This window comes from Bradyrhizobium lablabi (genome assembly GCF_001440475.1).
GTDB lineage: Bacteria > Pseudomonadota > Alphaproteobacteria > Rhizobiales > Xanthobacteraceae > Bradyrhizobium > Bradyrhizobium lablabi.
This window is the reverse complement of the sequence record NZ_LLYB01000099.1, coordinates 1-12,190: the sequence shown is the minus strand read 5'-3', so window position 1 is coordinate 12,190 and position 12,190 is coordinate 1. Positions and strand designations below refer to the sequence as shown.

Annotated in this window: 12 protein-coding genes; 6 read left to right on the top strand and 6 right to left on the bottom strand. The window is 63.5% G+C overall.

Annotated elements, in window-relative coordinates:
- Positions 1-2: 2 nt before the first annotated feature.
- A complete protein-coding gene (locus tag CQ14_RS28710; protein WP_057861182.1) occupies positions 3-755 on the bottom strand; it encodes a GntR family transcriptional regulator in 753 nt (250 codons plus the stop codon).
- Between the two features lie 3 nt (positions 756-758).
- Entirely contained in the window at positions 759-1,808 is a 1,050-nt protein-coding gene (locus tag CQ14_RS28705) for an aromatic ring-hydroxylating dioxygenase subunit alpha (protein ID WP_057861181.1), read from the bottom strand.
- 257 nt (positions 1,809-2,065) lie between these two features.
- Between CQ14_RS28705 and CQ14_RS28700 the strand changes: the two genes are divergently transcribed.
- Together CQ14_RS28700 and CQ14_RS28695 are read left to right on the top strand one after the other, a co-directional pair.
- Positions 2,066-3,079 carry a Bug family tripartite tricarboxylate transporter substrate binding protein gene (locus CQ14_RS28700; protein ID WP_245320579.1) on the top strand — a complete coding sequence of 338 codons (1,014 nt, stop codon included), beginning with the start codon at positions 2,066-2,068 and terminating at the stop codon, positions 3,077-3,079.
- Between the two features lie 19 nt (positions 3,080-3,098).
- Positions 3,099-4,115, top strand: coding sequence for a methyltransferase (locus tag CQ14_RS28695; RefSeq protein WP_063800440.1), 1,017 nt, complete (start codon positions 3,099-3,101; stop codon positions 4,113-4,115).
- Positions 4,116-4,158: 43 nt separating this feature from the next.
- Here CQ14_RS28695 and CQ14_RS28690 read toward each other — a convergent pair whose 3' ends face one another.
- From CQ14_RS28690 to CQ14_RS28680, 3 genes are all read right to left on the bottom strand, one after another.
- The gene (locus CQ14_RS28690) at positions 4,159-5,661 is read right to left on the bottom strand and encodes a flavin-containing monooxygenase (RefSeq protein ID WP_057861179.1); all 1,503 of its coding nucleotides are present in this window, start codon (positions 5,659-5,661) and stop codon (positions 4,159-4,161) included.
- An 85-nt stretch (positions 5,662-5,746) separates the two neighbouring features.
- A complete protein-coding gene (locus CQ14_RS28685) occupies positions 5,747-6,589 on the bottom strand; it encodes an AAA family ATPase (RefSeq protein ID WP_057861178.1) in 843 nt (280 codons plus the stop codon).
- Positions 6,590-6,688: 99 nt separating this feature from the next.
- The gene (locus tag CQ14_RS28680; protein ID WP_057836459.1) at positions 6,689-6,931 is read right to left on the bottom strand and encodes a GlsB/YeaQ/YmgE family stress response membrane protein; all 243 of its coding nucleotides are present in this window, start codon (positions 6,929-6,931) and stop codon (positions 6,689-6,691) included.
- 141 nt (positions 6,932-7,072) lie between these two features.
- Between CQ14_RS28680 and CQ14_RS28675 the strand changes: the two genes are divergently transcribed.
- From CQ14_RS28675 to sseA, 3 genes are all read left to right on the top strand, one after another.
- On the top strand, positions 7,073-8,248 hold the full coding sequence (locus CQ14_RS28675) for a vWA domain-containing protein (protein WP_057861177.1): 1,176 nt from the start codon (positions 7,073-7,075) through the stop codon (positions 8,246-8,248).
- A gap of 151 nt (positions 8,249-8,399) precedes the next feature.
- Positions 8,400-8,813 (top strand): rhodanese-like domain-containing protein, encoded by a 414-nt coding sequence (locus CQ14_RS28670; protein WP_057836457.1) that lies wholly within the window; start codon positions 8,400-8,402, stop codon positions 8,811-8,813.
- A gap of 117 nt (positions 8,814-8,930) precedes the next feature.
- Positions 8,931-9,785: a 3-mercaptopyruvate sulfurtransferase gene (gene sseA / locus CQ14_RS28665; protein WP_057861176.1), complete on the top strand. Its 855-nt coding sequence runs from the start codon at positions 8,931-8,933 to the stop codon at positions 9,783-9,785.
- A gap of 18 nt (positions 9,786-9,803) precedes the next feature.
- Here the strand turns inward: sseA and CQ14_RS28660 are convergent, their stop codons facing one another.
- Positions 9,804-10,643 carry a hypothetical protein gene (locus CQ14_RS28660; protein ID WP_057861175.1) on the bottom strand — a complete coding sequence of 280 codons (840 nt, stop codon included), beginning with the start codon at positions 10,641-10,643 and terminating at the stop codon, positions 9,804-9,806.
- A 330-nt stretch (positions 10,644-10,973) separates the two neighbouring features.
- Between CQ14_RS28660 and CQ14_RS28655 the strand changes: the two genes are divergently transcribed.
- Positions 10,974-12,190, top strand: a 1,217-nt coding sequence (locus CQ14_RS28655) for a L,D-transpeptidase family protein (protein WP_057861174.1), incomplete at its 3' end; no start/stop codon positions are given.

The window sequence follows — 12,190 nt, the reverse complement described above, 5'->3', positions numbered from 1 at the left end:
TCCTATTCGGCTGACGATTTGAGCAAAGCGAGTGCAGGCATCAGCTCGAGATGCGTGCGGTTGCGGACCGCGAGCCGCAGATTGCGCGCGGCAAGCCGGGAATGCTCGCGCATCACGGCCTCGGCCCGCGCGCCCTCGCGGTTCTCGATCGCGTCGACCACGATGCGGTGATGATCCTGCCCGAGCAGCAGGATCTGGTGCGCTTCCGGCAATGCCGACTGCGCCATTACGAACGCGCTGGGGGAAGCGAACGGCAGCGCCGAGACGCGGTCGATTTCGCGGATCAGCGGCGCGCTGGCGGACAGTTCGTTGAGCATCGCGTGAAAGCGCGCGTTCATCGTCACATAGGCGGAAAACGCTTCCACCGAAATTGGGTCCTGCCGAACCAGTTGGTCGAGATCGGCAAGGCATTCCTTGAGCGGCTCGAGGCTGCGCGCGCTGACGCCGCGCTCGGCGGCGAAGCGGGCGGCGAGGCCCTCCAGCGTGCCGCGCAGCTCGATCGAATCCAGGATGTCGCGCTCGGTGAAGGCCTTCACCATGAAGCCGCCGGAAGGGATCGCCTGCAGCAGGCCTTCGTCCTCCAGCCGCACCAGCGCCAGCCGCACCGGCGTTCGCGACACGCCTGTGATGTCGACCGCCTGCAATTCGCTGATGCGCTCGCCCGGACGCAGCCGCCCGGACAGGATCATGTCGCGCAGCGCGAGTTGCGCACGCACGGTCTGCGAGACGGAGCGCTCGGTGTCGCGTTCGCTCACGGCTTACTCCGCAGCTTGCATGGTCGGTGGCGTTTTCTCGCGCGCGACCATGCGGTCGATCACGCGCCGCGCCCACATCGCACCGGCATCGATGTTGAGGTTGTAGAAAGTGCGATCCGGATTTTCGTCCATCGCGCGCTGCTGCGCTTCGAGGATGATTTCATCCTCGTGGAAGATGCCGGCAACGCCCTCGCGGATTTCGGTGGTTAGTTTCTGCTCCGTTATCCGGTAATTGCGGACGAAGGCCCAGAAATAGTGACAGGTGGTCGCGGTCTCCGGCGTCATGGTGTTGAGCACAAAGCCGTTGACGCCCTGCGAGCGGTCGCCTTCCGGCGCGCCGGTGCCGGCGGGCGCGACGCCGACGTCGATATTGACGGTGCCGGGCGCCTGGAAATGGATGATCTGCCAGCGGTCGACCGCGCCCGGCTTCTGCAACTGCGCGGCCCAGAACGGCGGCGCGTCGATGCCCTTCATCCAGCGCGTCACGGTCACGGTCTTGTCGCCATGGGTGACGTCGAACGGGGCTTCAGCGACGTGGTCGTTGCCGATGCTGGAGCCGTGCACGAAAGTCTCGTGGGTCAGGTCCATCAGATTGTCGACCACGAGGCGGTAGTCGCATTTGACGTGAATGGTCTTGCCGTCGCCGGCCCAGGCCGGATCGTCGTTCCAATGCATGTCGGGCACCAGCGCAGGGTCGGCCAGCGCCGGATCGCCCATCCACAGCCAGATGAAGCGGTGGCGCTGCACCACGGGATAGGAGCGCACGCAGGCGGAGGGATTGATGGTGTCCTGCGAGGGCATGTAGGTGCAGCGGCCCTGCGCGTTGAATTTCAGCCCGTGATAGCCGCAGATGACGGTGTCGCCGTCGAGCCGTCCCTTCGAGAGCGGCACCAGGCGGTGCCAGCAGGCGTCCTCCAGCGCGGAAACCTGCCCGTTGGACTGGCGATACATCACGACATGCTTGCCGCAGATCGTGCGCGGAAACAGCGCGTGCTTGATATCGACGTCCCAGGCAGCGGCGTACCAGGCATTGAGCGGGAATGAGGACGGCATGGCTGCACTCCTGTTTGAGTGCAGGATGTATACATCGATGGCTCTGAGTTCGCAATTTGTATCTTTTTTCGGTTCTATAATACCATGTAAGTATACATTAAATCTGTGAACGAGTTCATTTCGCCAGCTTCGGTTAGCCGCCACCTTGATCGAAACCGAGCGTGGGGCTTTCGCGGACGGCAGGCTAGGAGGCGTCATCAACGCAAGTGACGGTTGAGCTCGCCTGGGCAGCGATCGACCGTGACCAAGGGGAGGCAATGGCGACGATGTTCCCGCAGGCTCCAGGAAGCTCCGGCCGCCGCAAGGCGAGGCTGCGACCGCTCGTCGGTCTTGCCGCCATCGTTATGGCTCTGGCTGCGCCGATATCCGCGCGCGCCGATTGGCCCGAGCGGCAGGTCAAGCTGATCGTGACGTTTCCGCCCGGCAGCGCCAATGACGCCGCGGCCCGGATTTTCGCGGATGCGCTTGGCAAGAAATGGGGCAAGCCCGTCGTCATCGAGGATCGGCCCGGCGCCGAAGGCACGATCGGTGTCGGTTCATTTATTGCCGGCCAGGATGATCATGCGCTGTTGTACACCGTGGCCGGCTCGATCACCGTCGCGCCACTGCTGGTCGAGAAGCTGCCTTACGACGTCAACCGCGATCTGGTGCCGATTTCCGCCACCACGGCGATCGTCCTGATGCTCGCCGTCAGCAACCAGCTATCCGTGAGCAGCATCCCGGAACTGATCGAGGCGTTGCGGGCCAATCCGGGGAAGTATGCCTGGACTTCGGGGCCGACCCTGCCGCGGTTTGTATTTTCGGCATTCCTGAAGCAACACGATCTGAAGATGAACTTCGTTAGTTATCGCGATGCCTCCCAGCCCCAGGCCGATCTGGGTGAAGGCCGCATCCAGGCTCTCCTGACCTCGTTGACCGCATCATCCTCGCCCGTTCAAGCCGGCAAGGCGCGCTTCCTGACTGTCGCCAATCCGAGCCGCGCAGCGACACTTCCCGACATCAAGACCGCGCGCGAACTCGGACACCCCGAGCTTGAAATCGAGGGATTGGCGGGAATTTTCGCCGGCAAGATCATGCCGGAGGCCGTGCGAAGCCGAATTGCCGCCGACGTTACCGCCATCTGTCGCGAACCCGATGTTCGCAGCAAGCTGGAGGCAGGCGGGCACATTGTGTTGAGCGGCACGACCGAGGAACTGAAAGCGGGGATCGAAAAGCAGCGATCCGCGATGAACGAACTGGCCAAGATAATCGATATCCGAAATCCGCAGTGATGTGGTGAAAGGAGGCACGATGGCATCTCAAGTATCGGCCCTCAGGCTTTTCGACCTCATACAGTCGCACCGTGTGACCGCAGTGATCTACGTGGCCGCCAGACTCGGGCTCGCCGAGCTGTTGAGCTACGGGCCGCAGACGGCTGGCAAGCTTGCAAAGGCAACCGGCGCGGATGAACGGTCGCTTCGACGTCTGCTCACTGCGCTCTCCACCATCGGCATATGTTCGCGAACCGGCGAAGATAGCTATGCCTTGACGGAGGTGGGCGCCTGCCTCGACGGCGCGGCGGAGCAGTCGGTCAAGGGCTGGGCGATCCTTGAAGCCGAGATGCTTTCAAAATCCTGGAGCGGGATGCTTGAATCCGTGATGACCGGCAAGACCTTCGCGGAATTGCAGGGCGTTGCCGACAGTTTCGAACTGATGGGGCGAACGCCTGGAAACGTCGACAAGTTCAATCTTGCGATGACCGAACTCACGCGACTTGTCACACCGGATATCCTTCGCTCTTACGATTTTAGCGGGATATCCCGCTTGATGGACGTCGGCGGCGGCTCGGGCGAGTTGCTCGGCGCCATCGCGCAGCAAAACCGGAAGCTACGCGGCACCGTTTTCGATCTTCCGCGGTGCGCCGAGGCCGCTGGCAAACATCTTCGGCAGATCGGCGTCAGCGACCGGGTCGAATTCGTCGCCGGTGATTTCTTCGAATCGGTTCCGGCGGTGGCTGACGCAATCATTCTCAAGAGCATAATCCACGATTGGAATGATGCGCGCAGCATCTCGATCCTGCGCAACTGTCAGCAGGCGCTGCCGGGTGGCGGCAAATTGCTGTTGGTCGAACGGCTGATGCCGGAGGCGCCGGGCGTGACCAACGACGACAAGGCGCATGCAATGAGTGATCTCAACATGATGCGCGGGCCCGGCGGCAGCGAGCGCACCAAGGGGCAATATCGCGACTTGCTCGAGCGAAGCGGCTTCGCTCTGGCCGCGGTTCATCCGGCCGGCCGCTTCAACGTGATCGAGGCGCGTTCCGCCTAGGAATGCCGGGTGAGGGGATGCGCCGCTCACCCGGCATCACACCTCAGCCGTAAACGAACGCCTTGTCTTTGAGGTCGATGGCCGGAAACTCATCCTTCTCCGCCCAGTAATCCTGATTGTGCTGCCATTCCGGCTTTTCGCCGCGCTTGGGCAACAGGTGCATGCCGCGCATCATGTAGCCGGGATTGAAGTTCTCCGGATCGATCCAGGGCAGCAACGGCATGTTGTGGTCTTCGGGACGAAGCTCCGCCGTCACCTTTTTCGCGCCGGTCGCCTTCATGTGCGTGAGCAGCCGGCAGACGAAGTCGGCGACGAGGTCGACGCGCAGCGTCCAGCTGGCGCGGAAATAGCCGAACACCCAGACGAGGTTCGGCACGCCCGTGAACATCATGCCGCGATAGGTGACGGTATCGGCGAAGTCGAGTGGCTTGCCGTCGATGGCAAACTCGATGTCGCCATTGGCGCAGAGGTTGAAGCCGGTCGCGGTGACGATGATGTCGGCCTCGAGCTCCTTGCCGGATTTCAGCAGAATGCCCTTTTCGGTGAAGCGATCGATCTCGTCGGTGACGACGGAAGCCTTGCCGGACTTGATGCCCTGGAACAGGTCGCCGTCAGGGATGAACGCGATGCGCTGCCGCCACGGCCGGTATTTTGGCGTGAAATGGGTCGCGATGTCGTAGTCCTTGCCGAGATAGGCTTCGACGGCGGACAAGAGATCCTTCTTGGCCGCTTCCGGTTCGGCAAAGGTCTTGCGGGTGAAGGCATCCTGGTCGAACAGGATTTTTCGCCGGGTGATCTCGTGGATCCAGTGCTCGTCGACCTGTAGTTTCCGCAGCTCTTCGGCGATCTCGATGGCGTTGCGCCCGGTGCGAAAGTAAGTCGGCGAACGCTGCAGCATGGTGACATGCGCGCAGTCGGCCGCCATCGCCGGGATCAGCGTCGCGGCGGTAGCGCCGGAGCCGATCACGATGACGCGCTTGTTCCTGTAGTCGAGATCTTCAGGCCATTTCTGCGGATGGACGATCCGGCCCTTGAACTTGGCCATGTCCTTCCACTCCGGCGTATAGCCCTCGGTGTGGCGGTAATAGCCCTGGCACATCCAGAAGAAATTGGTGGTGAAGCGCCGTCGCTCGCCGGTGTCGGTACGCGTGGCCTCGATGGTCCAGAGGTTTTCCTCGCTCGACCATTTCGCCGAGGTGATGGTGTGCTGATAGCGGATGTGGGGAGCGAGATCGTTCTCCTCGATCACCTCGCCCATGTATTTCAGGATCTCCGCCGCACTCGCGATCGGCGCCGTGGTCCACGGCTTGAAGCGATAGCCGAAGGTGTGCAGGTCGCTGTCGGAACGGATGCCGGGATAGCGATGCGTCGTCCACGTGCCGCCAAAGGTCTTCTGCGCTTCCAGCGCCACGAAAGTCGTTCCCGGGCACTGCGTGGTGAGGTGATAGGCGGCGCCCACGCCGGAGATGCCGGCGCCCGCGATCACGACGTCGAAATGCTCGGTGGTCCGGGGCGCAGTTGTGTCGATCTGGGTCTGAACGTTCATCTTCCCTGTTCTTTTTTCATTTGTTGTGTCGTGAAAAACGAAACGCCAGAACCGTGAGGTTCTGGCGCCGTAGGTCGTCAGCGAATTACACTTCGCGCCGGCTGAGGAACGCCAGCCGCTCGAACAGGTGCACGTCCTGTTCGTTCTTGAGCAGGGCGCCGTGCAGCGGCGGGATCAGCTTGCGCGGGTCGCGCTCCCTCAGCATTTCCGGCGTGATGTCCTCGTTCAACAAGAGCTTCAACCAGTCGAGCAGCTCCGAAGTCGAGGGCTTCTTCTTCAGGCCCGGCACTTCGCGCACCTCGAAGAAGATGCGCAAGGCTTCTTCCACCAGGCGCTTCTTGATGCCGGGGAAGTGCACGTCGACGATCCGGCCCATGGTGTCGGCGTCGGGGAACTTGATGTAGTGGAAGAAACAGCGGCGCAGGAACGCGTCCGGCAATTCCTTTTCGTTGTTGGAGGTGATCATCACGATCGGGCGCAGGCTCGCCTTGATGTTCTCGCCGGTCTCGTAGACGAAGAACTCCATGCGATCGAGTTCGAGCAACAGGTCGTTGGGAAATTCGATGTCGGCCTTGTCGATCTCGTCGATCAAGAGCACCGGACGCTTGTCGTGGGTGAAGGCCTCCCACAATTTGCCGCGCTTGATGTAGTTGGAAATATCGGAAACGCGGGGATCGCCGAGCTGGCTGTCGCGCAGGCGTGATACCGCGTCGTATTCGTACAGACCCTGCTGCGCCTTGGTGGTCGACTTGATGTGCCAGGTCAAAAGCGGCGCGCCGAGCGCTTTTGAGACTTCCTCCGCCAGCACGGTCTTGCCGGTGCCGGGCTCGCCCTTGATCAGCAGCGGCCGCTCGAGCACGATCGAGGCGTTGACGGCGACCTTGAGGTCGTCGGTGGCGACATAGTCCTTGGTGCCGGTAAATTTCATCTATCCGTTTACCTTGTTGCTAGTTCTTGGGCCGCTCGCGGCCTGAACAGTAAACGACCGCCGGTCCGGCGGTCGCGATTGGAGTAGCTGGCGGCTTCGTCAGCGTCTGATCAGCGACAGGATCACCAGGATGATCACCGCGCCGATGGTGGCGTTGATGATATCGCGAACCCAGCCGACGCCGAGGCTGACGCCCAGTTGCGGCAGCAGCCAGCCCGCCAGCAGCGCGCCGATAATGCCGACCACGATATTGCCAATCAGCCCGAAACCTGCGCCGCGAACGATCAGCCCGGCAAGCCAGCCCGCAATACCGCCGATGATCAGCGCCGCAATGATGCTCATTGAATTTCCCCTGCCGGAATAAACCCTTTACGGCTCAATTGTAATTGAAAAAGCCTCCCGGTCTAGGCCTGACAGCTATGCGCTGGCCTTTGACATGCTACGGCCCTTGACGGGCGCGGGCGGGCAGGCAATCTGTATCCCATGTTCCTGCAATTCTTCACATCGCTCCGCGACGCACAGGTCCCGGTGACCTTGCGCGAATACCTGACGCTGATGGAGGCGCTCGACGCCGACCTCGCCGACCAGACGGTGGAGAATTTCTACTACCTGTCCCGCGCCGCGCTGGTGAAGGACGAGCGCAACCTCGACAAGTTCGACCGCGTCTTCGGCACCGTGTTCAAGGGGCTGGAAAGCCTGCTCGACGCCATGGACAAGGCCGAGATCCCCGAGGAGTGGCTGAAGAAGCTCGCGGAAAAATATCTCACCGAGGAAGAGAAGAAGCAGATCGAAGCCATGGGCTGGGACAAGCTCATGGAGACGCTTCGCAAGCGCCTCGAAGAACAGAAGGGCCGCCACCAGGGCGGCAACAAGTGGATCGGCACCGCCGGCACCTCGCCGTTCGGCGCCCATGGCTATAACCCGGAAGGCGTCCGGATCGGTCAGGAGAAGAACCGCAACAACCGCGCCGTGAAGGTGTGGGACAAGCGCGAGTTCAAGGATCTCGACGGCAATGTCGAGCTCGGCATCCGCAACATCAAGGTCGCGCTGCGGCGCCTGCGCAAATTCGCCCGCACCGGCGCGCCCGACGAACTCGATCTCGACACCACCATCCGGGAAACCGCCAACCACGGCTATCTCGACGTCGTCATGCGGCCCGAGCGTCGCAACGCGGTGAAGGTTCTGGTGTTCTTCGACATCGGCGGCTCGATGGATTCGCACATTGAGCAGGTCGAGGAGCTGTTCTCGGCGGCGAAGTCCGAGTTCAAGCACATGGAGTATTTCTACTTCCACAACTGCCTCTATGAAGGCGTCTGGAAGCAGAACAAGCGCCGCTTCACCGACCGCACGCCGACCTGGGACGTGCTGCACAAATATCCGCACGACTACAAGGTGGTGTTCGTCGGCGACGCCTCGATGTCGCCTTACGAGATCATGGTGCCGGGCGGGTCGGTCGAGCACGTCAACGAGGAGGCCGGATCGGTCTGGCTCGAACGCGTCACGCGCACCTATCCGCACACGGTGTGGCTCAATCCGGTGGCGCAGAAGCACTGGGACTATTCGGAATCCACCACCATCATCCGCCGGCTGCTTTCGGGCCGCATGTTTCCGATCACGATCGAAGGCCTCGAAGGCGCAATGAAGGAATTGGTGCGGTGACTGTCGTCATTCCGGGGCGATGCGCAGTATCGGACCCGGAATCTCGATCGGATGAACTAATCTCTGGATTCTCAGATGCGCAACTGCGCATCATAGTTCGCGCTACGCGCGCCCCCGTAATGACCGCAAGAACAACGAAAGGCGCAGTCCAATGCCCCAGACCATCCACCGCGGCATCAAATCCCTGATCGACGAAGCCAACGCTGCCATCGAGACCGTCAGCGCCGCCGACGCCATCAAGGCCGCGCAGGATCCGAATGTCGTGATCGTCGATATCAGGGATCCCCGGGAGATCGAGCGCGAGGGCAAGATCCCCGGCGCCTTCTCCTGCACCCGCGGCATGCTGGAATTCTGGATCGATCCGCAAAGCCCTTATGCCAAGCCGATCTTCCAGGAAGACAAGAAATTCATCTTCCACTGCGCCGGCGGCCTGCGCTCGGCGCTCGCCGCCAAGACCGCGCAGGACATGGGCTTAAAGCCGGTTGCGCATATGGGCGGCGGCTTCGCCGCCTGGCGCGACGCCGGCGGCCCGGTCGAGAAGTGGGAGCCGAAGAAGAAGGGGTGATACTCATCACACGCGGGCTTGACCCGCGTGTCCATCCCTTCAAGAAATCCTTCGAAGCAGATGGATTGCCGGGTCAAGCCCGGCAATGACGTCTGGGAAATATTGGAGACCTGAAACATGCCCGCCACCACTGATCCGCTCGTCTCCACCGAATGGCTCGCCGCGCACATCAGCGATCCCAACGTCAAGGTGATCGACGCCTCGTTCAAGATGCCGGGCGTGCTGCCGCTTCCGAAGGACGACTATCTCGCGTCGCACATTCCAGGCGCACTGTTCTTCGACGTCGACGCGGTATCAGACCATTCCAACCCGCTGCCGCACATGTTCCCCTCCGCCGAGCAGTTCGGCCGCGATGTCGGCGCGCTCGGGATCGGCAACGACGACACCGTCGTGGTCTATGATTCCGGCGGCTGGGTTGCGGCACCGCGCGCGTGGTGGATGTTCCTGTCGTTCGGCAAGGAAGTGCGCGTGCTCGATGGCGGCCTGAAAAAATGGGTTGCGGAAGGCCGCAAGGTAGAGAAGGGCGAGGTCGCGGCAAAACCTTCGACGTTCAAGGCGACGTTCGATGGACGGCGCGTGCGCAGCATGCAGCAGCTCGTTGCCAATCTCTCGAGCCGCGCCGAGCAGGTGATCGATGCCCGCGCCAACGAGCGCTACCAGGGCAAGGTGGCCGAGCCGCGGGCGGGGCTGCGTTCCGGCCACATTCCGGGCAGCCTCAGCCTGCCCTACAACAATCTGTTCGATGCGGCGACCGGCACGATGAAGCCGCTCGATGCGTTGCGGGCGGCGTTCGCGGGCGCCGGCGTGAAGCTCGATGCGCCGATCGTGACGAGCTGCGGCTCCGGCGTCAGCGCCGCGGTGCTGACGCTGGCGCTCTATCGTCTCGGCGTCGAGAACCCGGCGCTCTATGACGGCTCATGGACGGAGTGGGGCGCCGCCGACGGCCCGCCGGTCGCGACCGGGCCGGCCTGATCTCCTTAATCGAGCCCGCTACCGCGTCACGCGCGGCGGCTGGAGTTGCGTGAACGGATTGGCCAGCAATTGTTGCTGCTGCGCCGCCGCCTCGCGTGCCAGGCGTGCGCGACGCACGGCCAACTGCCGCTTTTCCCGGGCCCGCTCCGCGGCCCGCTTCTTGACGGCGTTGCGGTCCGGCTTCGCTTCCGTGGTCGCGGAAGCGGCCGATGTCTTTTCCTCGATGACGACAGCGGGACCGCCGAGCGTCGCGATCCGGGGCGCGGCAGGGCTGACTTCAGGCGAAACCGCTGCCGTCGCCGGCTCGGCCGGGGACGGGGGTGTTACGGCCGAAGGTTGCGTTTCAGCGATGGCGGCGAGCTTCTCTTCCGTATTTGCCACGGGCGCTTCCGCTGCGGGCGCCGGAGCAGGCGGTGTCTCGGCGTTGGTCTCCTGCGCAGAAGGTGCCGGCTTGGCAGCTTCCTTGGCGGCTTCCTTTACGGCTTCGGCCTGCACGGGCTCGGCCGTTTTCAGCGCCGCCAGTTTCTCAGGCTCGGCCGGGCCGGCGTCCGGCGTTTGCCCGGCGGTCACCGGGGCGTCCGTGGCCGCTTCCGGAATGGCGTCGGCCGGGACGTTCTCCGCCGGCTTGTCCACGACCGGCGGATCGACGCGCAGCAGCGCCAGCGTCGGTAGCGAGTCGTCGGTCTGGCGGGCAAACATCGGCTCGGGCGCCGCCCGTCGCGAGGGAAGATTGGCAAATTCCTCATGCGCCGCGCGCAACAGCGCGGCGGCGCCGAGGCCGAAAATCAGGACCGACATCGACAGGATGATTGCAGTGAATAGAAAACGAAAGCCGGGAAGCATGGACGCGAGTTCCACCCCCTCCTTGATCGCCGGAGGGTTATTGATTGCCAAGGGAACGCGGTGACCACTGTGCGGCTGGATTTCGCGGGGAGCGCCGCGCGCGAATCAGGCCGATATGAGAGTATCTCAACGCCCGGCAGCTTTTTGTTACAAAATCTGCGGTTTGGAGTCGTGAGCCACGCGATATCGGCGATTTCCGGTGCGCTGAGGCATCTTTGCCGCAGCCAGGCGTCGATCACAAATGACTGGTTTGGGCCGGGTTTCCGGGATTTGTCTTGAATGCGCCGCTATCTTCCGTCATCTGCTGTTAACCGTCCGGTCGGGCTTGGGGTCTATAAAAAGGCGATGATGAACAACCGCATTCTGACGATTTGTGCCGCCATTGCCGCTGCCATGGCCGGAACTTCGCTCGCCCATGCGCAGGGCTATCCGTCAGCCCAAGGTCAAGTCTATTCGACAGCTCCCGGACAGTATGTGCCCGGTGGTTACGCGGCCGAGGAACGTCGCAGCCCCGGCGCGCCCGATTTCGATGCGCTGGACGATGATGACGAGGCGCCGAACGCGCAGAGTTCTGCCGCGTTGCCACCGCCTGGTCCGGTGCTGTCGCCCAGCGATCCCCGCTATGGCCGGCCGGCGGGTGCGCCGGTCTACTCGGACCGTGGCGCTCCGGCGCCGACGGGCCCGATCCTTTCCCCGGACGATCCGCGCTATGGCCGCCCGGCCGGTGCCCCGGTTTATTCAGACCGTGGCGCTCCGGCGCCGACCGGTCCGGTTCTTTCTCCTGACGATCCGCGTTATGGCCGTCCGGCCGGTCCGCCGCCGGTGATCTATGCGGACCGCCCGCCCGCTTCGCAGCAGCAGGTCTATTCGGACCGCGGCGACAGCCGTATTCCCGGCGCCGGCATCGTCTATCCGAACGACGACCGCGCTGGATTGCGCCCGCCAGGGGCCATCGGTGCGGCGCCTGCGCAGGCACCAGCAGCTACCGGCGGGCTCCCGCAGCAACCCGCCGTTGGAGCTGACGGCAGGCCCGTGCAACTCGCCGCGCTGCCGCCGGAAGAGCAGCCGGAAGTGGGGCCCGCACAGCTTCCCGCGCATCTGCGCCGCCAGGAAGTGTCCTTCGCGACGAAGGAGCCCGCGGGCACCATCGTCGTCGATACCGCCAACACCCATCTCTACTACGTGCTCGGTGGCGGCCGCGCGATCCGCTACGGCGTCCGTGTCGGCCGCGACGGCTTCACCTGGAACGGCGTGCAGAAGATCTCCCGCAAGGCCGAGTGGCCGGACTGGCATCCGCCGACCGAGATGATCGAGCGCCAGCCCTATCTGCCGCGCTTCATGGCCGGCGGCCCCGGCAATCCGCTCGGCGCCCGCGCGATGTATCTCGGTTCGACCGTCTACCGCATCCACGGCACCAACCAGCCGTCGACGATCGGCAAGTTCGTCTCCTCGGGCTGCATCGGCATGCTGAACGAGGACGTTTCCGACCTGTTCGACCGGGCCAAGGTCGGCACCCGCGTGGTGGTGATGCCTGGCGGTCCGCCGCCCGCCAACACCGCCTC

Excerpts from the sequence above, each read along its gene's own strand:
- CQ14_RS28705 (WP_057861181.1), bottom strand. The coding sequence starts at position 1,808 with ATGCCGTCCTCATTCCCGCTCAATGCCTGGTACGCCGCTGCCTGGGAC.
- CQ14_RS28700 (WP_245320579.1), top strand. The coding sequence starts at position 2,066 with ATGGCGACGATGTTCCCGCAGGCTCCAGGAAGCTCCGGCCGCCGCAAG.
- CQ14_RS28695 (WP_063800440.1), top strand. The coding sequence starts at position 3,099 with ATGGCATCTCAAGTATCGGCCCTCAGGCTTTTCGACCTCATACAGTCG.
- CQ14_RS28690 (WP_057861179.1), bottom strand. The coding sequence starts at position 5,661 with ATGAACGTTCAGACCCAGATCGACACAACTGCGCCCCGGACCACCGAG.
- CQ14_RS28685 (WP_057861178.1), bottom strand. The coding sequence starts at position 6,589 with ATGAAATTTACCGGCACCAAGGACTATGTCGCCACCGACGACCTCAAG.
- CQ14_RS28680 (WP_057836459.1), bottom strand. The coding sequence starts at position 6,931 with ATGAGCATCATTGCGGCGCTGATCATCGGCGGTATTGCGGGCTGGCTT.
- CQ14_RS28675 (WP_057861177.1), top strand. The coding sequence starts at position 7,073 with ATGTTCCTGCAATTCTTCACATCGCTCCGCGACGCACAGGTCCCGGTG.
- CQ14_RS28670 (WP_057836457.1), top strand. The coding sequence starts at position 8,400 with ATGCCCCAGACCATCCACCGCGGCATCAAATCCCTGATCGACGAAGCC.
- sseA (WP_057861176.1), top strand. The coding sequence starts at position 8,931 with ATGCCCGCCACCACTGATCCGCTCGTCTCCACCGAATGGCTCGCCGCG.